The following is a 24,722-nucleotide window of genomic DNA, read 5'->3' as shown; positions in this document are numbered from 1 at the left end:
TCAGGCCGTCATTGCCAGGGTTTTCCCACCGGCCTCTCGACCGGACTCAGGGCAGCAGGCCGGCGCGCCGCGCCCGCGTCACCGCCGCGTGACGCGTGGAGGCGTCGAGCTTCGACATCGCCGAGGCGAGATACGACTTGACCGTGGTCTCGCGCAGGTGCAGCGATGCCGCGATCTCGCCGTTCGTCGACCCCACCGCGGCGCACGCGAGCACGTCGATCTCGCGACGGGACAGGTGCACCTCGGAATCGGATGCCGTGTCGCCGGCGTCTCCGGTGAGGGCGGCGAGACGCGCTTCGACGTCTTCGAGGCGACGGCGCACCTCGTCGTCGGACACCCTCGCCGCGATGCTGCGTAGCTGGGCGTAGCTCTCTCGGATCTCCTCGCGCGCTCCGGCGCCGAGTCCGTTCTCGGGGCCGGGGGCCGAGGCCAGTCGCCGCTCGACCTCGGCGCGCACGCGGAGCTCGGTGCCGAGCTCGCCGGCGACGTCGAAGGCGGGGCGCGCCTCGACGTCTCCGACCGGGGCCTGCGCCCACGATCCGCAGTACAGGACTCCGCGAGCCGCTCCGCTGACGAGGACGGGGACGGCGAACAGCGTGGCGATCCCCTCGCCGAGGATGGCGCGGTCGTAGTCGTGGGTGATCGAGCGAGACGTGCGGTAGTCCAGCGTCATGCGTGGGCGCCGCTCCACGAGGGCGCGACCACCGAGACCCCGCGACGCGTGGACGACGAGGCCCTCGATGCTGCGCGTGCGGGCGCCGACGATCGTGCTGACGTGGACGGCGCCGTCGTGCTCCAACCCGCCGAAGGCGACGGGGAAGTGCGTACGGCGCGCGAGCTCGGCGACCGCGTGCGACACGAGGGTTGCATCGTCTCGAAGTGTGGAGGGTGCACTCACGCACTACCTACTTCCGGGGGTGACGGCTTCGTCGCCGCGTTTCGTAGCGTCGACCCTATCACCGGGGAAGCAGCGGCCGACCCGGACTTTTCCGCCGTTCGACGCAGCGTTGCGTCGCACTCATGAGGCAAGGAGGCCACATGACGGACCGTCGCATCGACGAAGCCCACAAGGGCGGCGTCGACTACATCGCGGTCGAGGAGTCCGCCCCGTTCCGGGAGTTGAAGAAGCGGCAACGCAGCTTCGTCTTCCCCCTCGCGGTGGCGTTCCTCGTCTGGTACTTCGTCTACGTTCTGCTGTCGTCGTTCGCGCCGGAGTTCATGGCGCAGCCGGTTTCGGGAGCCATCACGGTGGGGCTCGTGCTGGGGCTCGGCCAGTTCGTCACCACGTTCGCCATCACCATGGGCTACGTCGCGTATGCCAACCGCCGCCTCGACCCGGGGGCCGAGGCGTTGCGGGTCGAGCTCGAGCGAGCTGACGGGGGCCGCGCATGAACGACGTCTTCGCCAGCATCGAGGCGGCCGTGCAGACGGTCGAGAACAACCCGGTGCTGAACATCTCGATCTTCGGGGCGTTCGTCGCCGTGACCCTGTTCATCGTCATCCGGGCCAGCCGCAACAGCAAGACCGCGGCCGACTACTACGCCGCGGGCCGCTCGTTCACCGGACCGCAGAACGGGTTCGCGATCGCCGGCGACTATCTGTCAGCGGCCTCCTTCCTCGGTATCGTCGGCGCCATCGCCATCAACGGCTACGACGGCTTCCTTTACTCCATCGGGTTCCTCGTCGCGTGGCTCGTCGCGCTGCTTCTCGTCGCCGAGCTGATGCGCAACACCGGCAAGTTCACGATGGCCGACGTGCTGTCGTTCCGTCTGAAGGAGCGGCCGGTGCGCATGGCCGCGGCCATCACCACGCTGGCCGTCTGCTTCTTCTATCTGCTCGCGCAGATGGCCGGAGCCGGTGGCCTGGTGTCGCTGCTGCTGGGCATCACCGAGCGCGTCGGGCAGTCGATCGTCGTCGCGGTGGTCGGCATCCTGATGATCGTGTACGTCCTCATCGGCGGCATGAAGGGCACCACCTGGGTGCAGATCGTCAAGGCGTTCCTGCTGATCGGCGGCGCGATCGTCATGACGGTCTGGGTGCTGGCGATCAACGGCTTCAACCTCAACACGCTCCTCGAGAGCGCGGTGGCGGCCTCTCCCAAGGGTGATGCCGTCCTTGCGCCGGGCCTGCAGTACGGCAAGAACCCCTGGGACTTCATCTCGCTCGCGCTGGCCCTGGTGCTCGGCACCGCGGGTCTGCCGCACGTGCTGATGCGCTTCTACACCGTGCCGACCGCGAAAGAGGCGCGTCGCTCGGTGGTGTGGGCCATCTGGCTGATCGGTCTGTTCTACATCCTCACCCTCGTCCTGGGCTACGGCGCCGGTGCGATGGTCGGATCCGAGACGATCCTCGCCGCGCCCGGGGGAGTGAACGCGGCGGCGCCGCTGCTCGCCCTGGCTCTCGGCGGGCCGCTCCTGCTCGGGTTCATCTCGGCGGTGGCGTTCGCGACGATCCTGGCGGTGGTGGCCGGCCTCACGATCACGGCGGCCGCGTCGTTCGCGCACGACATCTACGCGAACGTCGTGAAGAAGGGCGACGTCCCGCCTGACGGCGAGGTCAAGGTCGCGCGGCGCACGGTCATCGTGATCGGCGTGCTCGCGATCCTCGGCGGCATCGGCGTGCAGGGGCAGAACGTCGCGTTCCTCGTGGCGCTGGCCTTCGCGGTCGCGGCGTCGGCGAACCTGCCGACGATCCTCTTCTCGCTTTTCTGGCGCCGCTTCACCACTCGCGGTGCCGTCTGGAGCATGTACGGCGGTCTGGGATCGGCCCTGGTGCTGATCTTCCTCTCGCCGGTGTTCTGGGGGACCGCGACGAGCGTGTTCGCCAACACGGGTGTGGCGATCTGGCCGCTGAACAACCCCGGCATCGTGTCGATTCCGCTCGGGTTCTTCCTCGGGTGGCTCGGGTCCGTCACGTCGCGGACGCCGGAGGATCCGCGCAAGGCCGCTGAGATGGACGTCCGCTCCCTCACCGGTTACGGCGCCGAGAAGGCCTCGAATCACTGACTGATCGATGCCCGGTCCCGCATCGCGAGGCCGGGCATCGTCGCGCGCGGCGCCCGGGGCGTTCAGGCCGAGGCGCGCAGGGTCTCGCCGAGGATCACGTCGCTCTCGAGCGAGAGCAGGTATTCCTTCACCTCGGGGTGGCCGCCGTATTCGCCGATCGAGCCGTCGGCGCGGACGACCCGGTGCACCGGGACGACGATCGAGAACGGCGACGACGCGCACGCCGTTCCCACCGCGCGGGCTGCTCGCGGGGCCCCGGCCATCATCGACACCTCGCCGTACGAGGCGACTTCGCCGTAGGGAATCTCGAGGGTGGCCTCGAGCGCAGCGCGGGTGAATCCGCGGGCCAAGCGCCAGTCGAGGGCGACATCGAAGGCCCGTCGCGTCCCGTCGAAGTACTCCTCGAGCTGCGAGACCAGGGGGTGGTCCGTGGGCTGATGGTGCTCGGGGACGACCCCGAGACGGTGCGCGATCTCGGCGCGCGCGAGCTCGAGACCGTCGAGGGCCACATTTAGACGCACGAGGGCGTCGTCGACGAAGGTCAGCAGGATCGGCCCGACGGGGCTGTCGTATTCGGTGCTGGTGACTCTGTTCATGCGCTCATCCTCATGACCGTGCCCGGGGCGTGCGCCGAGATCGCGCGCGAAGGGGGAGGATCTCGCCGACTCCCTACCTGGGGAGGAAGAGCCGGTGGCGCGGCGTGTTGCCGATTACCGCGAAACTCGGGCCCGCTGCGCACGATCCCGCACTGCCCGGCTTAGTCTGACAGGTGTGTGGCGAGCTGAGGACGGTGCCGTGATCGGCACTGACGGAGACGAGACGGTGTCGTCCGTCGATCCCGGCGACCTGCGATTGTCGGAACCCGGCATCGTGGTTCGCCACGTGGCCGACCCCGAACGCGACCGGATCCGGTCCGAGGCTGCGGCTCTCGGCGGACGTTCGACCCTCCTGCGCTTCGACGACGCCCGCGATGCCGGCATCGACATCACGAAGGCGCACCCGGGTTCGCTCCCGCAGTTCATCACGGGTCGCGCGACGATGCTGTCGAACCTCTTCCGCGACGAGGTGGCCCTGCGCACGGCCCGCATGGCCGCCGAGCGCATCACGGCGAAGAACGTCGAGCTGCGCACCGCGCGCGGCCTCGAGCCCGTGCACCTCGCGGTGGGCCTGTCGGCGTGGAAGATCGGGGGAGTGGAGTGGTCCGCTCCGGTCCTCCTGCGCCCGCTCGCCATCCGCCGCCACCACGGTGACTTCGAACTGAAGCTGCACGGCGCGTTCGTCATGAACCCCGAGCTCGCTCGCGCGTTCCGCACGCACCTCGGCATCCAGATCGATCCCGCGGCTCTCGCGGGCCTCGCCTACGACCAGGGCGTGTTCAAGCCGCAGCCGGTCATCGACCACATCCGCCGCCTCACTTCGCACGTGCCGACCTTCGTCGTGCATCCGCGTCTGGTGATCTCGTCGTTCGCCGACGTCGGATCGGGTATGGCTCGCGACACGCACGACCTCGACCACACCCTCTTGAACGCGCTCGCCGGTCACCCCGACGACCGCGCGCGCATCACGGTGCGTCGCGACGACCCGCAGGTCGTGAGCCCCGACGAGCGCACTCCCGCTGCCGACACCCTGCTCCTCGACGCGGATGCCGAGCAGGAGCGCGTCCTCGCCCGCATCGCCGCGGGGCAGTCGCTCGCCGTGCACACCCTTCCCGGCACGGGCGGCACGCAGACGGTCATCAACGCGATCGGGCAGCTCGTCCACGACAACAAGCGCGTGCTCGTGGTCAGTGCCCGTCGCTCGACGCTCGACGGCATCCGTCACCGTCTGGCCGGAGTCGGCCTCACGGGTCTCGCCGTCTCTCCGAACCACGTGCGTCGCGACCTCATCCGCGCGATCGGTCGCAACGAGAAGGCCGACCAGCCGAAGGTCGCCGAGATCGACGACGCCCTCGTGCGTCTGCGCACGGTCCTGCGCGACTACCGCTCCGCCGTGACCGAGCCGCACCTGGCGCTGGGCGTCTCGGCGCTCGACATCCTGCGCGCGCTGACGTCGTTGGCATCCACTTCTCCCGCTCCGTCGACCGAGGCCCGCTTCGATCTCGCGACCCTCGAGAGACTCGCCGGACGACGGGATGCCGCGGCCCGGGCGCTCGCGATGGCCGCGCGCCTCGGCGAGTTCCGCTTCGGGCCCGACGATTCGCCCTGGTACGGCGTCAGCTTCTCGCGGACCGAGGACGCGCGTGCGGCGCACGATCTCGCGGGCAAGCTCCACAGCAGCGACGTTCCTCGTCTGCTCGAGCGCGGGTACGAGCTCATCGCGCAGACGCGCATGCGCCCGTTCCAGACGGTGTCCGAGCTCGGGTCGTACCTGAAGCTCCTGCAGGGCATCCGCGAGTCGCTCGATCGCTTCAGCCCGAGTGTCTTCGAGCGTCCGCTCGGCGAGCTCATCGACGCGCACTCGCCGCGCCGCGACGCCTCCGCGATGAGCGGTCCCAACCGTCGTCGCCTCAAGCGGCTGTCGAAGGAGTACGTGCGCCCGGGCGTCCACGTGCCCGACATGTACGAGGCGCTCGTGCGCATCCAGCAGCAGCGTACGGAGTGGCAGCGCGTCGTCGACGCCGGCGTCACCCCCGAGGTGCCGCTGGGTCTCGCGGACGTCCACGTCGCGTGGCAGCGCACCGACGCCCTGCTCGGCGAACTCGATCAGATCCTCGGCCGTCAGGGCTCCGAGCGCCTCGCGACCCTGCCCGTGCAGCGTCTCGTGCGCACCCTCGCCGGTCTCGCCGCGGAGTCGACCTTCTTCGACAACCTCGTCGAGCGCGCGCAACTGCGTTCCGAGCTCGCGCGCCTGGGTCTCGAGCAGCTCCTCGTCGAGCTCTCGGTGCGCCACGTTCCCGAGGAGCGCGTGGGGGCCGAACTCGAGTTCGCGTGGTGGCAGTCGGCCCTCGAGCACCTGCTGCGCACCGACCGTGCTCTTCTCGGTGCGAACACGAGCGTCGTCGACCGTCTCGAGCGCGACTTCCGACTCGTCGACGAGGCCCACGCCGCTGCGGCCGGCCCGTTGCTCGCCGCTCAGCTCGCGACGCAGTGGCGTATCGGCATCGTCGATCACGCCGACGAGGCGGCCGCCCTCAAGCGCGTCCTGAAGGACGGCCTGCACACGGCGCAGGAGATGTCGGATGCCGCGCCCACCCTGCTGCGCACGCTCGCGCCGGTGTGGCTCGCGTCGCCGTACGAGGTTCCCGACGTTCCGACCGATCTCGCGTTCGACGTCGTCATCATCGCGGATGCCGCGGCCCTGTGCCTCGCCGAGGCGGCCCCGGCCCTGCGTCGGGCTCGCCAGGTCGTGCTGTTCGGCGACCCGGTGGTGCAGAAGCCCACCCCCTTCCGCGTGAGCGCGTCGATCGCCGCCGGCCCCGACGAGGCCGACGAGGTCCCCTTCGACGAGACCTCGGTCTTCGAGCGCATCGCCGAGCTGCTGCCCGTCGAGACGCTCACCCGCAGCTACCGCGCCGGCGGCGAGGATCTCTCGCAGCTGGTGAACGACGCCTTCTACGGCGGAGAGATCGTCTCGCTTCCCTGGGCCGGTTCGTACCTCGGCCGCGGCAGCCTGAGCGTCGATTACGTCGAGGGCGGTGTCGGTGCCCCCGACCCCGTCAGCGGCGCGGTCGAGAGCCCCGATGCCGAGGTCGCCCGCGTCGTCACGCTCGTCGTCGAGCACGCCGTGAACCGGGCGTCCGAATCGCTCATGGTCGTCACCGCCAGCCGCAAGCACGCCGAGCGCGTGCGTGCCTCGGTCGTGGTGGCGTTGGCCGGACGCTCCGACGTCGCCGAGTTCATCTCGAGGGATGCCGCCGAGCCCTTCGCCGTGCTGACGCTCGAGGAGTCCGTGGCCGAGAGTCGCGACCGCGTGGTGTTCTCGCTCGGCTTCGGTCTCACGCGCCACGGTCGCGTCCTGAGCGACTTCGGCGACCTGTCGACGCCCGATGGGGAGCGACTGCTCACCGTCGGGATGACGCGTGCTCGCCGCTCGATGGTGATCGTGTCGTCGATCCGTCCCTCGGCGTTCGACGACGGCCGCCTCGAGCACGGTGCCGCGACCCTCATGGGCATTCTGGGCAATGTCGCGTCGCGCAGCCGCGAGACGCGCCTCGAAGACCTCGCCGATCCGCTGACCCGCGCCCTGGCGCGCGAGCTGCGCAGACTCGGCATCGAGGTCGACGTCGATTACCGCGGGTTGCTTCCCCTCGTCGCTCGCTACCAGGGCAAGGCGGTGGTGGCCGAGAGCGATCCCGAGACCATCGGCGAATCCCTCCGCGAGACCCTCCGTCTGCGGCCGCAGATCCTCCGCCGCCTCGGCTGGCACTACGTGCGCGTGCACGCGTTCGATCTGTACAGCGACCCCGCGGGCGTGGCATCCCGTATCGGCGAGCTCCTGGGGCTCGCTCCCGACGACGCGGTCGCCCCCGACGCGACCACCGAGTCGCTCGATCTTCCCGACTGAGTGCGCGATGAGCGACACCCCGCACGATGCCGTCCCCGAGGTGAACGCGACGAGCGGTCGCGGCACCGAGCGTCAGCCGGTCGTCCGCGTCCGCGGTGCTCGTCGGGCGCGCCTGCTCGCCGCCCCGGGCACGACCGCCGAACCGGCGCCGGCCGACGATCCCGCGCGTGGGACGGGTGCGCGGCCCGCGGCATCCGGCCCCAACGACGAGCGCATGATGCGCGACGTCCCGCCGCACTACTGACCCGCGCAGACGAAACGGCGCCCGGGCCGGGATGCGATCCCGGCGCGGACGCCGTCAGGGTGGGGCGATATCGGTTCAGAGTTTGTTCTGGCGCTCCAGCAGGTCGCGGATCTGCACGAGCAGCTCCTGCTCCGTCGGCAGCTTCGGCTCGTCCGAGGCGGGCTCGTTCACCCCGGCGCGCGCGGCGGCGATGGCCTTCCACCGGTTCATCGGGTAGACGAACACGAGGTAGACGACGATCGCCACGGCGAAGAAGCTGATGATCGCCGAGAGCAGGGTGGGGAGGGGGAAGACCACTTCCTGTCCGTAGATGCCCGTGATCGTCGGCCCGACCTCGCCGTTCTCGGCGGGCTTGTAGAACACCTCGATCAGCGGGGTGATGACCGCCGCGACGATGGCGTTGACGACCGCCGTGAACGCCGCGCCGATGACCACCGCGACGGCGAGGTCGATGACGTTCCCGCGGAGGATGAACTCCTTGAATCCCTTGATCATGCGCTGGCTCCTCTCAGGCCGCGCCGACTCGGGCTCAGGAGGCCGAGGACGGGGCGGACGACTTCGATTCCGACTTCGATGATGTCGAAGAACCGGTCGAGCCGCTACCGGACCCGCCGGAGGTGGAGCTGCGGGAGTCGGTGCGGTAGAACCCCGAGCCGTTGAACGTCACGCCGATCGATCCGTACTGCTTGCGCACCTCGCCGCCGCACTCGGGGCACTCGGTGAGGGCGGCGTCCGCGAACGACTGGACCGCGTCGAAACGGTGACCGCACTGCTTGCAGGCGTAGGAGTAGGTGGGCATGAGCGTCCTTCGGGTGTTCAGGAGGTGTGGGCGGCGAGCGGCAGCGTGCGTGTGGGTGTGACCACGCCCGTGACGGGCTGGTCGTGCACGTCGCGCGGCACGTCGTCGATGAGCTCGGAGTCGAAGATGACCGCGTACACCGGCGGGCACTTCTCCATCGAGCCGAGGGTCTTGTCGAAGTAGCCGCGACCCCAGCCGAGACGCATGCCCTGGTGATCGACGGCGGCCGCGGGGATGATCAGAAGGTCGACGTCGTTGACGGCGATCGGCCCCAGAACGTCACCGATCGGTTCGGGAAGCCCGAACAGTCCCTCGGTGATCTCGGTGTCGGGAGTGGCCACGCTCCAGTCGAGCAGACCGTCTTCACGGGTGATCGGGAGCAGGACCCGGATGCCGCGCCCCACCGCTGCGCGGACGAAGGCGTGCGTGCCGGGCTCGGTGGGGGTTGACAGGAAACACGAGATGCTGCGCGCGCCGAGGCGGGCGACGAGGGCGTCGAGCTGCTCTGTGACGCCGGCCTCGGCCACCTCGCGCGCATGGGCGGAGATGGTCTGGCGGCGTTCGCGCAGATCGGCGCGCAGTGCGCGCTTGGCCTGCTCGATACGATCCGGCATGCGGTAAGTCTACGGGCGGGCGCGTTACCGGCGGTGTCGTAGGACCCCGCTAAGGTATGCCCATGCCTCATAAGCCCTTCAAGGCCGTCATCCCGGCCGCCGGACTCGGTACGCGCTTCCTGCCCGCCACGAAGGCGATGCCCAAAGAGATGCTGCCCGTCGTCGACAAGCCGGCCATCCAGTACGTCGTCGAAGAGGCCACCGGCGCCGGCATCGAAGACGTCCTGATCATCATCGGTCGCAACAAGAACAACATCGCCAACCACTTCGACTCCATGCCCGAGCTCGAGGCGAAGCTGCGCGAGAAGGGCGATGACGACAAGCTCGCCAAGGTCGAGCACTCGTCCGAGCTCGCCGACATCCACATGGTGCGTCAGGGCGAGCCGAAGGGTCTGGGTCACGCGGTGCTGCGTGCGCGCAGCCACGTCGGCGACCACCCCTTCGCCGTCCTGCTGGGCGACGACCTCATCGACGAGCGCGACCCGCTGCTCACCAAGATGATGGACGAGTACGACAAGCGCGGCGGTGCCACCGTCATCGCGCTGATGGAGGTCGATCCCGCCCACATCCACCTCTACGGCGTGGCCGCCGTCGAGGCCACCGACGAAGAAGACGTCGTCAAGGTCACGCAGCTCGTCGAGAAGCCCAAGGCCGAAGACGCGCCCTCGAACCTGGCGATCATCGGTCGGTACGTTCTCGGTCCCGATGTCTTCGACATCCTCGAGCGCACCGAGCCCGGCAAGGGCGGCGAGATCCAGCTGACCGATGCCCTCGAAGAGCTCGCGACCGGTGGTGGCGACGGCGGCGGCGTGTACGGCGTCGTCTTCCGCGGGCGTCGTTACGACACCGGCGACCGTGTCGACTACATCAAGGCGATCGTGCAGCTGGCTGCCGACCGCGACGACCTCGGCCCCGCCCTCCGCCCCTGGTTCAAGGAGTTCGCGCAGGGTCTCTGACCCGGGCAAGACGCCATGGATCTGTCCGTCCCCCGGCGGCACGGCGACGTGTCGATCCGTCTCATCCGCAATCGCGATGCGCGCGTCCTCCAGCAGCAGCTGATCGACAACCGCTCGTGGTTGAAGCGGTGGGAGGCGACCAGCCCCGACGGTCCCGTGTCGTTCGACATGCGCCTCGGCATCCGTCGTCTCCTGCAGCAGTACCGCGACGGCGTCGGCGTCCCCTTCGTGATGGCGTGGGACGACGACGTCGCCGGGCAGCTGAACGTGTGGGGCGTGTCGCGCGGGTCGCTGGCGTCGGCGACGATCGGGTACTGGGTCGCCGAGGAGTTCGCGGGTCGCAACATCACCACGATCAGCGTGGCGATGGCGACCGACGTGTGCTTCACCGAGCTCAACCTGCACCGCGTCGAGATCTGCATCCGGCCCGAGAACCACGCCAGCCTGCGCGTGGTCGAGAAGCTCGGCTTCCGCTACGAGGGGTTGCGCCGCAAGTACATCCACATCGACGGCGATTGGCGCGACCACTACGCCTTCGCCCTCGTGCGCGAAGAGGTTCCGTACGGGGTGCTGGACCGATACGTGCGGGGGCAGGTCCCGCCGGATGCCGCTCGTGTTCCTCCTTCGGATCGGGTCTGAACGGTTCCGTTGCGATCCGCCTCCGGTACGTGGCGAAAGTCTCGTCGCGACACGCCGGGGGATGCCGAGGTGTGATCTCTCGGTGACCTACCTTTATGGCATGGGTGGGCAGGTTCTCAGCGGCGGCGTGATCGTCTTCGTCGCGGTCGCGCTCTGGCTCGTCTATCTGCTTCCGTCGTGGCAGAGCCGTCACCGGTTCACCTCCGCCGAACGCAATGCCGTGCGTCTCAACCAGGCGCTGCGCGTGCTCGCCGAGACAGCCGAGACGCCCCGCGAGGTCCGGCTGGAGCTGACGGCCCGCACCGCCCACCAGCAGCAGAAGCTCGCGCGCCAGATCCAGGCCGAGAAGGCCCAGACCGAGCTCGCCGCGGCCAAGGCACGACTCGAGGTGGCTCGTCTCGAGAGTGCCCGCGATCGCGATGTCGTCAAGGAGCAGCGCGCCGCGGCCGTGGACCTGGCTCGTGCCGAGCGTGCCGCGGCCGTCGAGGTCGCTCGCGCCGAACGCGCTGCCGCGCTCGAGAAGACCCGCGCCGAGCGTGCCGCCGCCGTCGAGCGGGCGCACGCCGAGCGCGCGGCGGCCGTTGCGCGCCCCGAGGCTCGTCGAGTCCGTGCTCGCCGCCGCTTCCGTCTGAGCGTGACCACGGTGGGCCTTGCGGGCCTTGTTGCCGCGCTTGTCGGCCTCGCGCAGGTCGTCACCGGGGGAGCGCCGGTGCTACTTTCTCTCGGGTCGGTCGTCGTCGTGGCATCCCTCGTCGTCCTCCGCCGCATCTCCGTCGTGGCCGCCCGCACGGCGCCCGTGTCCGTTGCGACGTCGGTAGCGACGCGCGCGGTCGCGACCGAAGTGCAGGACGTCGCCCTCGTGCCCGAGCCGCGCCCCACGTGGACGCCTCGCGAGCTTCCGCGCCCGCTCGTCGCGTCGGCCGGGTCGCGTGCCGCCGCCGTGGTCGACGAGCAGATCGCCCGCGAGGCGCTGCGCGCCGCTGCCCGCGAGGAGGCCGCGCGCGAGCTCGCCGCCGAGCAGGCTCCCACCCCGATCGAGACGGCTCGTCCGGCCGCTGTCGCCCCCGCTCCGTCGCCGTATGCCGCGATGGGGTACGTCGACGAATCGGAGATCCAGGATCACGTTCAGCGGCTCCTGGCGCGTCGCGCGTCGGGGGAGTGACGCCGGCCCGTTCGCGGGTGCCGGGCTCGCTCCGTCGATCTCCCTCTCGACCGATGCTGTCAGCGGCATACGTTGCTCGTCGCGTGCCGACGGGGGCAGCGCGCGTCGAGGTGGGCGCGGATGACGTGATAGTCTTTACGAGGTTTCCGGGCCTGTGGCGCAGTTGGTAGCGCGCCTCGTTCGCATCGAGGAGGTCAGGGGTTCGAATCCCCTCAGGTCCACCAGAACACCACAAGAAGGCCTCCGCTCAGCGGGGGCCTTCTTCGTTTGTCGCCGGACTCTTCGGGGATGTGCGCACCTTCGCGCTGTAGGCCTGCGCCCTCGGGCTTCTTCCGCACGGCGGTGAGGAGCACGGGCTCGGATGCCCTCGGCCCCTCGTCCGATGGACGTCTCCGATTCAGTCGGCCTCCGCCGCGGCGCGTGCCCGGCGAGAGGCGACCGTCTTGCGGACGATCGCGATGATCACGGGTAGTACCGAGATGAGCACGATCACGATCATGAGGACGTCGATGTTGTCGACGATGAACGGGATGCCGCCCAGAAGCAGACCGATGAGGGTCATGGCCACGACCCAGAGCGTGGCGCCCAGGGTGTTCCACACGAGGAACCGGCGATAGTGCATATGCGCGGTCCCGGCTGCCACCGGCACGTACGTCCGCACGATCGGCACGAAGCGTCCGAGCACGAGGGAGCCGCCGCCGTACCGGGTGAAGAACCGCTCGGCATCGTGCAGACGTTCGGGGCGCAGCACGCGCGCGTCTTCGCGGAAGAGGCGGCGTCCGAAGCGTCGACCGAGCCAGTATCCGACTTGATCGCCCAGGATCGCGGCGGGGATGCCGACCAGCAGCACCTGCCAGGGCTGAATGCCGAGAGGGCCGGCCAGCACCGCCGCGGTGACCAGCAGGGAGTCGCCGGGCAGGAACGGGAACAGCACGCCCGACTCGATGAAAATGAGCAGCGCGATGCCCCCGAGCACCCAGGGCCCGAAAGCGTGGAGGATCGACGCCGCGTCGGGCAGGATCCCGGTCGCCATGGCGACGGAGTGGGTGTTCACGGCAGGTGCTTTCTCCAGGTCGAACGAGCGGGCGCAGACGCACGGGGTCGCGTGCAGGGCGACGCTAACGCAGCCCCGCCAAGGGAAGACCAAGAATCCGTGGGGGTTGCGCCGGCTGTGCAGCCAGGGTCGGAACGTCGGTCGCTCCCCGCCCGACTGTCGGGGTGGCGCTGGCGAGCATCCACGCCGCACCCCACGGAGCCGGCTACAACAGGCTCGTACGGCGCAAGTCGAAGAGATCGGGCTGACGCTCCTCGAAGACGTTCTCGAGCGCGTCCCCGCCATGCTGTTCTGCGTGGAGCGCCTCTGCCGCAGTGATCGGGACCAGTTGCAGCCAGACCGTGTACGTGTCGTCGTCTTCGACGGAAGGGAAGGTCTCGGGCCAGCAGAAGGGGGCCACGATGAACCCGTGTGGGGTGCTCACGCCCTCGCCGGTATGCTGGAACGCCCCGCGGACCACGGTCCCGTACCGCGAGGGACCGCCGTCGGCGACGAAGAACGTGCAGAAGGCGAGCGCGGTTCCGAACCGATCCCATCCGCTGCCCGCGCAGCCGACGAATTCCGCAGTGACCATCTTTCCGGATGCCGTTCGATAGCCGGTGTCGATGCGGTTGGTGCCAACAGTGCTCCATGACGTCAGGCCTTCGTCGGGACAGTCCGCTACCGAGAAGCCGCCCACGCGGTGACCCGACTCCGCCGTACTGTACGTTCCGACGTTCGGGTCGAGGCCTGTTCGCCCGAAACCGGCGAGCGAGTTCGCGAGAGCCGCGTAGTCGTCGACCACCGTTACGCTCGCCAGGCGTGAGCGGCCAGCGCGGAGAAGTCTCCCGCGAGGAACTCGGCGGCGATCGTCCGCACCTGGTCGTCCGTCGGGTCGGCGATCTGCCCGACCTCGTCACCCTCCAGGTTCTCGAAGACGACGAAATCGCGATAGACGGCTAGGTTCCAGCCGCCTGAGTCTGTCACGGACAAGGCGCAATGCTCCTCGTCAGTGGGGTCGAGCTCGGCGAACACTGTCAGGAACACCTCGAGAGTCGCTTCGTCGCCCTCGAACATGTCGCCGTACTGGCCCGTGATCCACACCGCTCGTTCGGGGTCCGCCCCCGTCTCTCGTCCAGCCACACGAGGATTCTTCCGGGGAACCGTCTCGGGTTCAACGCCGCGCGGCCACCGCACGAACCACGCCCCGACGCGATGGCGCCCGACGCCGCCGCCTGCCATGCTCGAGACCATGAAGCCATCCGCCGCCAAGGTCATCGCCGGTGTCGTGTGCGGAGCGGTGGTCGTGGGGCTGGCGGCGTTGACGGTGCCGGCCTTCGCGCCGCTGGGGACGGTCGCCTCGGTGGCAGCGGGCCTCACGTCGTCGCTGAAATCGACTCCGAGCGTTTCGTGGACGCCGTCGGCATCCGCGGCGCCCGTCGATCCCTACGGGCCTCCCGAGGGGTACGTCCACGTCGGCAACGGTACGTACATTCCCGGTGGCGGCTTCGGCGACTGCGCGGAATCCGCCTACATCCACATGGGCAGTCAAGACGGACAGGACTTCACCGCGAGCCTGTTCGGGAAGCTGGTCGACACGGGCGTGAGAGAGTTCGCGGCGGGGACCCCCGCGTTCGCCGATGACGGGCGGATCGCCACCTACACGGTCGCCCCGGGCGATGTCCCCACGGCGATCGGCGACCGGTTCTGCATCTGGAACGGCATGTCCCTCACCACGCTCAACGGCATCCCGGGCAGCACCGCCATTCAGCCCGGTCAGGTGCTGGTGCTCGATCCCGCGGCCGTCCCGGGCTTCGTTTTCGACTATCCCTACGCCCGGTGATCGCCCGCCGCGCCCGGCACGTGGCATCCGGTCGTCAGGCGCCCTGGAACGCCCGCAGCTGAGCGAGCAACGTCGGGGCTCCCGCATCGAAACGCTTGCCGCCGATGAACACGCCGCCCGCGAAGACGATCGCGCCCCAGAGCAGTCCGATCGCGAGCGAGACCCATCCGGCGCCCGTCACTCCGAAGAAGACAGCCATCACGGCGGGGATCACGGCGGGCAGCGCCAGCACGGCGACGAGAGCCCAGCACAGGAAGAACGCCAGGAACATCGTGAACGTCGACCCGGGCACGCGCTTGAAGGGCGAGTCGCCGGGGGCGGGCGTGGGAACGACGAGCAGGGCCGAGCTCACGGCACTGACACCGAGGCCGACCAGCGTGAGGCCCATCGAGCCGCCGATGACCGCGGGGAGCAGCTCCCCCCTGCCGACGATCCCCAGCGTCACGACATCGGCGAGTAGCACGAGCGGGATGCTCACGGTCGCCGATCCGAGCATGCGCCCGAGACGGTCGGCGCGCCCGCGGATACCGGTCTGCATCACCGTGGCGAAGGCGGTGCCGTCGTACGACACGTCGGTGTACGCCAGGATGCCGGCGAAGAATCCGACCAGCAGGCCCGAGGCCGCGAAGAACGGCCCGTCGAGATCGCCGCGTGAGTAGACGAGAACGAGGACGGGGGCGAACGGGATCAGCAGCAACTGCCGCAGATACCGGAAGTCCCGCGTCCACGACGTGAGTGAGCGCGCCCAGGTCGCCCCGACGGGACTCGAGGGCATGATGCCGAACCACCCCAGCGATCCGGACCGGCGACGCGTGGCCACGCGTGCCGGAGGACCGACGAGGGATGCCGCCAGGCTCCGCCGCCAGAGCACCCACAGCAGCGCGAGGGTGGCGGCCGCGATGACGAGCTTGAGGAGCCCCGTGATCCACGCCCCCGCGGCGAGGTCGCCCGGAACGGCCCACGCCGCGGCGACCGGGGTCCACGACAGCGCCGAGACGACGGTTTGCAGCTGCGCCCCCTGCTCGCTCGCCGAGAACAGCAGGTTCGTGACCCCGATGAAGAGCGGACTCGCGAAGATGACGAGGGCAAACCCGACCAGACCCACGACCTCGCGCGTGCGGCGGCCCCCGCCGATGCCCGCGGCGAGAGCGGCCACCGCGCGCGACGCGACGACGCAGATCACCACGCCGAGGGGGACGCACACGACGGCGGCCACGGCCGCGGCCGGGTAGCGGGCCCAGACGAGGAACACGGCGAGGGATCCGATCGCGGTGGTGATCCCGGGCACGCCCGTGAGCCCACCCGCGGTGATCGCGACCATCATCTGCCGGGTCGTCATCGGGAACGGTGCGAGCTTCGCGGGATCGAGGGTGGTGTCGAGCCCCGCGGCGAAGATCGGTCCCACCACCCACCCGAGGGTCAGCACCGCGCCCGCCAAGGTGATGACGGCACGCGCGATGTCGAGGTCGAGCGTTCCGACGAAGAAGAGGCCGACACCCGCGAGGAACAGCATCCAGACCGCACCGATGACGCCGAAGATGAAGCCGACCAACTGCATGGGGCTCCGCGACAGGGTGTTGCCCAGCACGCGGAACCGGATCTTCAGGACTGTCGCAACCACTGCGGCCCCTCCGCGTGGTGGCGCCCGCCGACCAGCTCGACGAAGCGGTCCTGAAGGGTCTGTCCACCGCGGACCTCGTCGACGGTCCCGGATGCCAGCAATCGGCCCTGCGCGATGATGGCGACGTGGTCGCACATGCGTTGCACGAGGTCCATCGAGTGGCTCGAGACGATGACCGTGCCGCCCGAGGCGGTGTAGCCGCGCAGGATGTCTTCGATGTTGGCCGCCGACACGGGGTCGACGGACTCGAAGGGTTCGTCGAGGACGAGCAGGCGGGGGGCGTGCACGAGAGCACAGGCGAGGGCGACCTTCTTGGTCATGCCCGCGGAATAGTCGACGACGGGCGTGCCCGCGGCCTCGGTGAGGTCCATGATCTGCAGCAGGTCGGCCGTGCGGGCACCGACCTCCTCGCGCGTGAGGCCGAACATCATGCCGGTGTAGGTGACGAGTTGCTCGCCGGTCAGCCGGTCGAACAGACGCACGCCGTCGGCGAGATTGCCGATGAGCTTCTTCGCCTCGACCGGGTGGGTCCAGACGTCGACTCCGTGGATGCCGACCGTGCCGGCATACGGCCTCAGGAGTCCCGTCGCCATCGACAGCGTGGTGGTTTTGCCCGCGCCGTTGGGGCCGACCAGGCCGTAGAACGACCCGGTCGGAACGACGAGGTCGAGGCCTTCGACCGCGACCTTCTGACCGAAGCGTTTGGCGAGACCGGTCACCTGCATCGCCGGGCGGGAGTCGGTCGAGGCGCGGGGCGCGACCGCCTCGGGCAGGGCGGACGGCGGGGGGACGTCACGAGGGATGTCGGTCACTCCTCGAACCTATCGGCGGGCAGCGGGGCATTCCCAGCCCCGCTGCGCAACTCTGCGTTCTCAGTACCGGATGGCGTCGATGACCTCGACCCGAACGGCGACGAGAGCGATGTTCATCCGCCCCGCAGCGCCACGCCCCCGAGCGTCCTGAGAACGACGGGGGCGTGGCATCCGGTGTCCGATCGGGTCACTCCTTCGGAGGCGAGACGACGTTCGGCTTGGTCGGGTCGAGGGGCGCTCCGGTCCCGACACGGGCGTGGCTGCGGGAGTACGCGAAGTAGATCGCGAAGCCCAGGGCCAACCAGATGAGGAACCGCAACCACGTCTCGACCGACAGGTTGAGCATGAGGTAGGTGCAGATGGCGGCCGAGAGGATCGGCAGGACCGGGCTCCACGGCACGCGGAATCCGCGCTTGAGGTCGGGGCGCTTGCGGCGCAGCACGATCACGCCGATCGAGACGAGCACGAACGCCGACAGGGTGCCGATGTTGACCATCTCTTCGAGGATGCCGACGGGCGTCAGGCCCGCGACGAGGGCGACGATCACGGTCACCACGATCGAGATGACCCACGGGGTGCGGAAACGCGGGTGCACCTTGGCGAGAGCGCCGGGGAGCAGCCGGTCGCGCGACATCGCGAAGATGATGCGCGTCGCGCCGATGAGCAGCGTCAGCACCACGGTGGTCAGACCCGCCACGGCGCCGGCGGCGATGACCGTCGCCATCCACGTCTGGCCACGCGACGCGAACGCCTCGGCGAGGGCGGCCTTCGGGTTCAGCTCGTCGAAGGGCACCATGCCGGTCACGACCACGGCGACGGCGCAGTAGAGGATCGTGCAGATGACGAGGGAGGCGATGATGCCGATCGGCAGGTCGCGCTGCGGGTTCTTGGTCTCTTCGGCCGTCGTCGCCACGACATCGAAACCGATGTAGGCGAAGAACACCAGGGCCGCACCGGCGAGGATGCCCCCGACGCCGAACGTCGCCGGCTCGAGGCCCGAGAGGAACTGCAACAGCGGCTGGGTGAGGCCGGAGGCCGACTCGGTGGGGACCGACGGCGGGACGAAGGGGGTGTAGTTGGCCGGATTGATGAAGAGGATGCCGGCCACGATGACGAACAGCACGATGAAGAGCTTCACGGCCACCAGCACGAGGTTGACCCGGAGGGACTCCTTGATGCCGACCGTCATGAGGCCGCCGAGGACCAGGACGAGAAGGATCGCGGGCACGTCGACGACACCGCCGGAACTCACCGCCTCGGGCAGGACGATGCCGAGTTGCTGAAGGAAGGTGCTGAGGTAGGCGCTCCACCCCTGGGCCACGACGCTCGCGCCGAGGAACATCTCGAGGATGAGATCCCACCCGATGATCCACGCGAACAGTTCGCCGAGCGAGGCGTACGAGAAGGTGTACGCCGATCCCGAAACGGGGACGGTGGAGGCGAATTCGGCGTAGCACATGGCCGCGAGACCGCACGCGATCGCGGCGATGATGAAGCTGATCACGACAGCCGGGCCGGCGACCTCGTTGGCGGCGCGACCGGTCAGGGTGAAGATGCCCGCGCCGATCACGACGCCGACACCGAAGACGGTCAGGTCGACGGCGCTGAGGGACTTCTTGAGCCGGAACTCCGGCTCATCGGTGTCGGCGATGGATTGCTCCACCGACTTGGTTCGGAAAAGACTCACGCGACGCATCCTCTGTCTCGAGCGATGTCCAGGGAGCGAACACCACCCAGGGAGGATAGTCCCCCGACGGGCGCGGTGCCTATCTTCGGGGAGGGCTCGACAGCCGCGCCTTTATCAGAGATGACTAATGCGGGAAATTCATTGAATGCGGGTGTAAGGTTTTTCGTATTATGGCTATGAAGCACATCACGCACCTCGTCGACGACCTCGACGGCTCTGTTCTCGAAGACGGCCAGGGAAAGCAGATCACCTTTTCCGTCGAAGGTCGCGCTTACGAGATCGACCTCTCCGACCGCAATGCGGACAAGTTCTATTCGGCGATCGCCCCGTTCGTGGATGCCGCTCGTTCGGTGTCCCGCGGCAATTCGTCCGCGCGCCGCCCCCGTGCTGCTCGCCGCTCGAACGACGTCGATCTCGGTGCCGTTCGGGAATGGGCGCGCGCGAACGGACACACCGTGAGCGATCGCGGTCGCGTTCCCGCGACGATTCTCGACGCGTACGCCGAGGCGAATTCCTGAACCTCGCTTGTTCTCCTCTCGGCCGGGCGTGAATGCGACGGCCGAGAGCATGACGATGTTCGCCCCCGCAGCTTGTCGCGTGCTGCGTCACCCGCGTGGAATCGCGGACGCGCCGCGCAGGGCGGGGGTCGGTGAAAGCGGACGAGTCGGCGGGTGAATTCCCAAACCGCAGCCCGGAATGCGCCTCGTCGGCGGCGTATGGTCGCGACATGGCGAAAAAGCACATCATGCAGACGATCGACGACCTCGACGGTTCGGTCATCGAAGACAGAACGACTGTGACCTTCTCTCTGGAAGGGCGTTCCTATGAAATCGATCTGGCTTCTGACAATGCAGACAAACTGCGCGACGACTTTGGGCCGTACATGACGACCGCGCGCCCGGTCGGTTCTTCTCCGTCTCCTCCGCGACGCACCCCGCGCGGGCGGGCCATTCCGACCCGCGATGTGATCGACGTGCGTTCCTGGACACAGAAGAACGGTTTCTCGATCACTGATCGCGGACGCATTTCCGCCACTGTCCTCGCGGCATCCGACGCCGCGCATTAAACCCCCGAACGCGAAGAACCGGATGCCCCGTCGAGGCGGCATCCGGTTCTTCTTTTCTTCCGGTCAGACGAGCGCGGTGCGTCCTGCGCCCGCGGCGAGTCGCTCCGCGGCGAGTCCCTCTGCTGCCGCGAGCGGGGTCACGCCCCGGTTCGCCGCCTCGTCGAAGACGCGGCGGACGGTGTCGCCGATGCCGGCGACGCGCCCCATGATGTCGTCGAGGCTGCCGCGCTCCTTCGCCACCAGGTCGAGGTAGATGACCCCGCCCGCGTTGACGACGAAGTCGGGCGCGTAGAGGATGCCCCGGGCGGCGAGACGGTCGGCGCCGGAGCGGTCGGCCAGAGGATTGTTCGCGGGACCGCAGACGGAGCGGGCGTCGAGGGCGTCGATCACGTCGTCGGTGAGCACCCCGCCGATGCCCGCGGGAACGAAGACGTCGGCGGGAATGAGGTGCGCCTCGCTCGGCTCGACCCACGCCGCGCCCAGTTCGGTCGCGAGAGCGCGCTTGGCGGGATTCACGTCGGTGACGGTGAGAACGGCGCCCTCGCCGGCGAGACGCTCGGCAAGGCGGCTGCCCACCTGGCCGAGACCGGCGATGGTGACGCGGCGCCCGGCCACGGCGCCGGTTCCGACGGCACGCTCCAGGGTCGCGACGAGCGAGGCGTACACGCCGAGGCTCGTGGGACCGGCCGGTTCACCCGAGCCGCCGACCGTGTCGGGGAGCCCGACCACGTGCGCGGTGCGCTCGCTGACGACGAGCATGTCCTCGGTGGTCGAACCCACGTCCTCGGCGGTGCGGTACAGCCCGCCCAGGCTCTCGACCGCGTCACCGAGGTCGAGGAACGCGGCGCGGCGCCGGTCGGCGTCGAGCACGGCGCCCTCCGGCAGTCCGATGACCGACTTGCCGCCGCCCGCGTCGAGGCCGGCGGCGGCGTTCTTGAGCGTCATCGCGGCCGAGAGGCGGAGCGCGTCGCCGAGCGCGTCGGTCCACGACGGGTAGGTCCACAGGCGCGCGCCGCCGAGAGCGGGGCCGAGGACGGACGAGTGCAGGGCCACGGCGACGAACAGACCGCTGCGTCGCCCCGTGATCACCTCCACGCGTTCGTGGGTGAAATCGGGCAGGGGCAGAGCGGTTGTCATCGCGTTCCTTGTCGTCGGTCGCCTTGTGGGCGGCACTGTGCGGATGCCGCGGCGTTGCGGCATCCGGGATCTATTCTGACCCGTCGGCGGGCGTCACGCGAGCGGCCCCGCGGCGCCTCGGCCGAGACCACACGATCCGCGCGAGCGCACATGGCCGGCCCGCGCTCGCGTCCGGCCCGCGGCGGGGCTCGCTCTAGGCTGTCGGGCATGACCGACGCCCTTTCCGCCCGTAGTCGCCTGGTCGCCGCCGCCCTCGAGGAGGCGGGCATCGCCGGCCGCATCGTCGTGCTGCCGGGTGCCGCGTCGACGGCTGCGCTCGCCGCCGCCGCCCTCGGTGTCGAGGTCGGCGCGATCGCCAACAGCCTCGTGTTCTGGAGCGACGACGAGCCATTGCTCGTCATGACCAGTGGCGCGCACCGGGTCGACACGGCGGCTCTCGCCGAGCGGCTCGGGCGCGGCGGCATCCGCCGGGCGACCCCCGAGCAGGTGCTCGCGGCGACCGGCCAGCCCATCGGGGGAGTGGCGCCGACCGGACACCCCGCGCCCCTGACGACGGTGGTCGACGAGGACCTCGCGGCGTTCCTCGAGATCTGGGCCGCGGGCGGCACGCCGCACACGGTGTTCCCGCTGACGTTCGACGAGCTGGTGCGGTTGACCGGCGGGACGGTGACGCGGGTCGTCTGAGTGCGGGCGCGGCGCGGCGTCTCGCCGTGGCCCCGGGGCCATCTTCGGCGCCCCGGGGCCACGTCGCGTGCCCCATGAAAAGGGAGGGGCCGGGCGGCGGCGGTTCGGGGCGGCGCCGCCCGGCGGGCTCACACCCCGGGGGCGGGTGTGAGGGCTGTGAGGCAGACCACCGCGGCGGCGGCTGACCACGCCTGCGGACGGCAGGCGGCGGGGTACGGCGTCGGCACCGACGAGTGGGTGCGCGGGTCGCCCGCGTGCAGCTCGGGCACGCGGTACGCGAAGCCCTCGGCGGCGTCCAGCAGACCGTCGACCACGGACCGCGCCTCGTCGTGCAGGCCCGCGCGCAGCATGCCGTGCGCGGCGATCGCGGTGTCGTGCACCCAGACGCTGCCCCCGTGGTACGACAGTGGCCAGTACCCGGCGGCGCCGGTCGACATGGTGCGGATGCCGTATCCACTCGACATGCTCTCGCCGAGCAACAGCTGGGCGACGTGCGCCTCTTCTTCGGCCGACAGGATGCCGGTGCCGAGCAGGTGCCCGATGTTGCTCGTCAGCGTGTCGACCGGACGCTTGTCGCGGTCGAGCGCGACGGCGGGGTAGCGGCCCTCGGGCGTCTCGACCCAGTACGTCGCGGCGAAGCGCTCCTTGAGGTCGGCGGCCCAGGAGCGCCAGAACGCGGCGTCATCGGCATCCGCTCCCTCGCCGAACTCCTCGAGGAGGTCGGCTCCGGCCAGGGCGGCCTCGTACGCGTACGCCTGCACCTCGCACAGGGCGATCGGACCCTCGGCGAGACTGCCGTCGCGCCACTGGATGGAGTCACCGGAGTCCTTCCACCCCTGGTTCGACAGGCCCGTGCCCATGCGGTCGATGTAGTCGAGGAAGCCGTCGCCGTCGCTGTCGCCGCTGTCGCGGATCCAGCCGAGGGCGCCGCGGAGCGTCGGGAGCAGCTCGCGCACCTCGGCGCCGGGCATGCCGGCGCGCCGGGCGTCGGCGAGAAGACAGATCCACAGCGGGGTCGAATCGACGCTGCCGTAGTACTTCGGCGGCAGCACGATGCCCTCGCCGGGGATCTCGAGCGCCGAGGCCCGCAGCTCGTGCAGGATCTTGCCCGGCTCCTGCGCGGTCTGCGCGTCGTCGTCGGCGCCCTGCAGGCGGGCGAGGACACGCAGAGTGGATGCCGCGATCTCGCGGTCGAGCGGGAGCGCGAGCCGCGCGGCCCAGATCGAGTCGCGGCCGAAGAGCGTGAAGAACCACGGCGCCCCCGCGGCGAAGAACTCGTCGTCGGGGTGATCGGGGAGCACGAGCCGCAGGGCGTCGAGGTCGTCGAGCGCCGCGCGCAGCCACCGCGACAGGCGCGGGTCGGGGGCGCCGGCGGCGACCGCCGCGGCATCCCATCGCGCGGGAGCGGTCGCCGAGCCCACGACGAGCGTGTCGTCGCGCAGCGTCAGCGTCCACCCGATCTCCGCGGAGCCGAAGGGGGCGATCTCGACGTCCCACTCGGCCTCGACGTCGTGATCGGTCGACGCCACGCGAGCGCCCGGAGCGACGAGCTCGAGGCCTTGGGCACCGGCATCCACCCGGATCTTCTCTCCGTCGACCACGGTCTCGGCGTCGCGAGCGGAGGCGTGGCCCGACTTCACCTCGTGCAGCTGCGCGAACTCAGGAGTGAGCGCCAGGCGCAGCGTGGTGCGGATCGGCTGATCGACGCGTGAGTGCAGGGTCCACGACTCGCTCACCACGCCGTCGGCGACGCGGCGGTCGCGCAGCAGCCGCACCTTCGGGTCGGGCGTGGTGTCGTCGAGCCCGCGCAGCAGCCCGCCGAAGACCACGCGCGAGGCGCCGTCGGGGGCGGTCGAGATCCACTCGATCGGCGAGCCGTCGCAGCGGGCGGTGAGCGCGCGCACGTGTCGCACGTCTCCGTGGTAGACGCCGTGCACCGCACCCGCGCCCATGTCGCCCGTGCCGTCGGACCACACCTGGGTGGGGGCCCGCAGAACGATGAGCGCATCGCTGAGCAGCGGTTGCAGGGGAGGGGAGTCGACCGTCGTCCCGGCAGGCGAGGTGGTGGGGGCGGTGGTCATTCTTTGACGGCTCCTTCGCTGGCGTTCATGATGCGGCGCTGGAAGATGAAGAACACCACGGCGACCGGGATCGTCATGATGGCCGCGGCCGCGAGTTTGAGGGGGAATTGGCTGCCCTGGCTGAGCTGACCGCTGGCCAGCGACGCCACGCCCTTGGTCAGCGTGGTCAGCTCGGGGGACTGAGTGGAGATGACGAAGTGGCTGAGTTCGTTCCACGAACCCTGGAACGACAGGATCACGATCGTGATGAGCGCGGGCCGCGCCATCGGCAGCACGACCGACCAGAAGATGCGGAACGTGCCGGCTCCATCGATGCGGGCCTGCTCCTCGACCGAGGGCGGGATCGACTCGAAGAAGTTCTTCATGATGAACACGCCCGCGGCATCCACCAGCAGCGGCAGGATCATGCCCGCGTACGAGTCGTAGATGCCCAGCTGATTGATGACGAGGAACTTCGGGATCAGCAGCACCACGGTCGGCACCGCCATGACCGCGATGAGGGCCGCGAACACGACCCCGCGCCCGCGGAACTGCAGACGGGCGAGCGCGTAGCCGGCGAGGGAGTTGAAGAACACCCGGCCCGCGGTGACGAACACGGTCACCACGACCGAGTTGCCGAACCACACGGGCAAGTCGGAGTTCAGGAACAGTCGCTCGTAGGCCGCCCATGTGAAGGGCTGCGGCGCGAGCGAGATCGGGTCGGCCGCCGCCGCGGCATCCGTCTTGAACGACGTCGCCACCTGCACGAGGAACGGATAGATGTAGATGACCGCGAGCACGATCAGCAGGACGTACAGACCGATCTGCCAGCGCAGGGCCTTGCCCGACATGCGGTG

The 24,722-nt window shown here is 69.8% G+C and carries 25 protein-coding genes and 1 tRNA gene; 12 read left to right on the top strand and 14 right to left on the bottom strand.

The window, feature by feature from the left end; translation table 11 throughout:
- Nucleotides 1–46: 46 nt before the first annotated feature.
- Nucleotides 47–898 carry a helix-turn-helix transcriptional regulator gene (locus tag OVA26_RS13155; protein WP_268104368.1) on the bottom strand — a complete coding sequence of 284 codons (852 nt, stop codon included), beginning with the start codon at nt 896–898 and terminating at the stop codon, nt 47–49.
- 140 nt (nt 899–1,038) lie between these two features.
- Between OVA26_RS13155 and OVA26_RS13150 the strand changes: the two genes are divergently transcribed.
- Both OVA26_RS13150 and OVA26_RS13145 read left to right on the top strand, forming a co-directional pair.
- A complete protein-coding gene (locus OVA26_RS13150) occupies nt 1,039–1,392 on the top strand; it encodes a DUF485 domain-containing protein (protein ID WP_056229087.1) in 354 nt (117 codons plus the stop codon).
- A complete protein-coding gene (locus OVA26_RS13145; RefSeq protein ID WP_056229084.1) occupies nt 1,389–3,005 on the top strand; it encodes a solute symporter family protein in 1,617 nt (538 codons plus the stop codon). Before OVA26_RS13150 ends, OVA26_RS13145 begins: the two co-directional genes overlap by 4 nt.
- Nucleotides 3,006–3,067: 62 nt before the next feature.
- Here the strand turns inward: OVA26_RS13145 and OVA26_RS13140 are convergent, their stop codons facing one another.
- Entirely contained in the window at nt 3,068–3,601 is a 534-nt protein-coding gene (locus OVA26_RS13140) for a methylated-DNA--[protein]-cysteine S-methyltransferase (protein WP_268104367.1), read from the bottom strand.
- A 199-nt stretch (nt 3,602–3,800) separates the two neighbouring features.
- Here OVA26_RS13140 and OVA26_RS13135 point away from each other — a divergent pair, with 199 nt between their 5' ends.
- Together OVA26_RS13135 and OVA26_RS13130 are read left to right on the top strand one after the other, a co-directional pair.
- Entirely contained in the window at nt 3,801–7,508 is a 3,708-nt protein-coding gene (locus OVA26_RS13135) for an AAA family ATPase (protein WP_268104366.1), read from the top strand.
- Between the two features lie 7 nt (nt 7,509–7,515).
- Nucleotides 7,516–7,752 (top strand): hypothetical protein, encoded by a 237-nt coding sequence (locus tag OVA26_RS13130; RefSeq protein ID WP_268104365.1) that lies wholly within the window; start codon nt 7,516–7,518, stop codon nt 7,750–7,752.
- Between the two features lie 75 nt (nt 7,753–7,827).
- Here OVA26_RS13130 and mscL read toward each other — a convergent pair whose 3' ends face one another.
- The 3 genes from mscL to OVA26_RS13115 are packed head-to-tail and all read right to left on the bottom strand — an operon-like array spanning nt 7,828 to nt 9,165.
- The gene (gene mscL / locus OVA26_RS13125; RefSeq protein WP_056229073.1) at nt 7,828–8,247 is read right to left on the bottom strand and encodes a large conductance mechanosensitive channel protein MscL; all 420 of its coding nucleotides are present in this window, start codon (nt 8,245–8,247) and stop codon (nt 7,828–7,830) included.
- 34 nt (nt 8,248–8,281) lie between these two features.
- Entirely contained in the window at nt 8,282–8,551 is a 270-nt protein-coding gene (locus tag OVA26_RS13120) for an FmdB family zinc ribbon protein (RefSeq protein ID WP_056229069.1), read from the bottom strand.
- 17 nt (nt 8,552–8,568) lie between these two features.
- Nucleotides 8,569–9,165, bottom strand: coding sequence for a 5-formyltetrahydrofolate cyclo-ligase (locus tag OVA26_RS13115; RefSeq protein WP_268104364.1), 597 nt, complete (start codon nt 9,163–9,165; stop codon nt 8,569–8,571).
- Between the two features lie 62 nt (nt 9,166–9,227).
- On the opposite strand from OVA26_RS13115, the gene galU reads away from it, so the two are divergent.
- The 4 genes from galU (at nt 9,228) to OVA26_RS13095 (ending at nt 12,146) form a co-directional block, all read left to right on the top strand.
- Nucleotides 9,228–10,121, top strand: a complete 894-nt coding sequence (galU, locus tag OVA26_RS13110; RefSeq protein WP_056229819.1) for a UTP--glucose-1-phosphate uridylyltransferase GalU — start codon at nt 9,228–9,230, stop codon at nt 10,119–10,121.
- Between the two features lie 15 nt (nt 10,122–10,136).
- On the top strand, nt 10,137–10,760 hold the full coding sequence (locus OVA26_RS13105) for a GNAT family N-acetyltransferase (protein ID WP_056229062.1): 624 nt from the start codon (nt 10,137–10,139) through the stop codon (nt 10,758–10,760).
- Nucleotides 10,761–10,842: 82 nt separating this feature from the next.
- Nucleotides 10,843–11,922, top strand: coding sequence for a large exoprotein (locus OVA26_RS13100; protein ID WP_268104362.1), 1,080 nt, complete (start codon nt 10,843–10,845; stop codon nt 11,920–11,922).
- 148 nt (nt 11,923–12,070) lie between these two features.
- Nucleotides 12,071–12,146, top strand: a tRNA-Ala gene (locus OVA26_RS13095).
- A gap of 173 nt (nt 12,147–12,319) precedes the next feature.
- On the opposite strand, the gene OVA26_RS13090 is transcribed toward OVA26_RS13095, so the two are convergent.
- From OVA26_RS13090 to OVA26_RS13080, 3 genes are all read right to left on the bottom strand, one after another.
- Nucleotides 12,320–12,955, bottom strand: coding sequence for a DedA family protein (locus OVA26_RS13090; RefSeq protein WP_074696836.1), 636 nt, complete (start codon nt 12,953–12,955; stop codon nt 12,320–12,322).
- 226 nt (nt 12,956–13,181) lie between these two features.
- Complete coding sequence (locus OVA26_RS13085; protein ID WP_268104361.1) at nt 13,182–13,760, bottom strand: suppressor of fused domain protein; 579 nt, start codon at nt 13,758–13,760, stop codon at nt 13,182–13,184.
- 2 nt (nt 13,761–13,762) lie between these two features.
- Nucleotides 13,763–14,098 (bottom strand): hypothetical protein, encoded by a 336-nt coding sequence (locus OVA26_RS13080; protein ID WP_268104360.1) that lies wholly within the window; start codon nt 14,096–14,098, stop codon nt 13,763–13,765.
- 109 nt (nt 14,099–14,207) lie between these two features.
- On the opposite strand from OVA26_RS13080, the gene OVA26_RS13075 reads away from it, so the two are divergent.
- Nucleotides 14,208–14,798, top strand: coding sequence for a LysM peptidoglycan-binding domain-containing protein (locus tag OVA26_RS13075; protein ID WP_268104358.1), 591 nt, complete (start codon nt 14,208–14,210; stop codon nt 14,796–14,798).
- 34 nt (nt 14,799–14,832) lie between these two features.
- On the opposite strand, the gene OVA26_RS13070 is transcribed toward OVA26_RS13075, so the two are convergent.
- The 3 genes from OVA26_RS13070 to OVA26_RS13060 all read right to left on the bottom strand — a co-directional run bounded on the left by OVA26_RS13070 (nt 14,833) and on the right by OVA26_RS13060 (nt 18,918).
- The gene (locus OVA26_RS13070) at nt 14,833–16,419 is read right to left on the bottom strand and encodes a hypothetical protein (protein WP_268104357.1); all 1,587 of its coding nucleotides are present in this window, start codon (nt 16,417–16,419) and stop codon (nt 14,833–14,835) included.
- Nucleotides 16,401–17,144, bottom strand: a complete 744-nt coding sequence (locus OVA26_RS13065) for an ABC transporter ATP-binding protein (protein WP_268104930.1) — start codon at nt 17,142–17,144, stop codon at nt 16,401–16,403. Before OVA26_RS13065 ends, OVA26_RS13070 begins: the two co-directional genes overlap by 19 nt.
- Nucleotides 17,145–17,418: 274 nt before the next feature.
- Nucleotides 17,419–18,918 (bottom strand): amino acid permease, encoded by a 1,500-nt coding sequence (locus OVA26_RS13060; protein ID WP_074696840.1) that lies wholly within the window; start codon nt 18,916–18,918, stop codon nt 17,419–17,421.
- Nucleotides 18,919–19,088: 170 nt separating this feature from the next.
- Between OVA26_RS13060 and OVA26_RS13055 the strand changes: the two genes are divergently transcribed.
- Together OVA26_RS13055 and OVA26_RS13050 are read left to right on the top strand one after the other, a co-directional pair.
- Nucleotides 19,089–19,436, top strand: coding sequence for a histone-like nucleoid-structuring protein Lsr2 (locus OVA26_RS13055; RefSeq protein WP_056229047.1), 348 nt, complete (start codon nt 19,089–19,091; stop codon nt 19,434–19,436).
- A gap of 209 nt (nt 19,437–19,645) precedes the next feature.
- Nucleotides 19,646–19,984 (top strand): histone-like nucleoid-structuring protein Lsr2, encoded by a 339-nt coding sequence (locus tag OVA26_RS13050; protein WP_268104356.1) that lies wholly within the window; start codon nt 19,646–19,648, stop codon nt 19,982–19,984.
- A 63-nt stretch (nt 19,985–20,047) separates the two neighbouring features.
- On the opposite strand, the gene OVA26_RS13045 is transcribed toward OVA26_RS13050, so the two are convergent.
- On the bottom strand, nt 20,048–21,121 hold the full coding sequence (locus tag OVA26_RS13045; protein WP_056229042.1) for a Glu/Leu/Phe/Val dehydrogenase family protein: 1,074 nt from the start codon (nt 21,119–21,121) through the stop codon (nt 20,048–20,050).
- 207 nt (nt 21,122–21,328) lie between these two features.
- Between OVA26_RS13045 and OVA26_RS13040 the strand changes: the two genes are divergently transcribed.
- Complete coding sequence (locus tag OVA26_RS13040; protein ID WP_268104355.1) at nt 21,329–21,805, top strand: YbaK/EbsC family protein; 477 nt, start codon at nt 21,329–21,331, stop codon at nt 21,803–21,805.
- A 128-nt stretch (nt 21,806–21,933) separates the two neighbouring features.
- On the opposite strand, the gene OVA26_RS13035 is transcribed toward OVA26_RS13040, so the two are convergent.
- Nucleotides 21,934–23,886, bottom strand: a complete 1,953-nt coding sequence (locus OVA26_RS13035) for a glycogen debranching N-terminal domain-containing protein (RefSeq protein ID WP_268104354.1) — start codon at nt 23,884–23,886, stop codon at nt 21,934–21,936.
- Nucleotides 23,883–24,716 (bottom strand): carbohydrate ABC transporter permease, encoded by an 834-nt coding sequence (locus OVA26_RS13030; RefSeq protein WP_268104929.1) that lies wholly within the window; start codon nt 24,714–24,716, stop codon nt 23,883–23,885. The genes OVA26_RS13035 and OVA26_RS13030 overlap by 4 nt, the downstream gene beginning before the upstream one ends.
- Between the last annotated feature and the right edge of the window lie 6 nt (nt 24,717–24,722).

The sequence above is a fragment of the Microbacterium sp. SL62 genome, from assembly GCF_026672635.1.
Lineage (GTDB): Bacteria > Actinomycetota > Actinomycetes > Actinomycetales > Microbacteriaceae > Microbacterium > Microbacterium testaceum_A.
The sequence above is the reverse complement of the archived record's forward strand: the minus strand, read 5'-3'. Positions and strand labels throughout refer to the sequence as shown.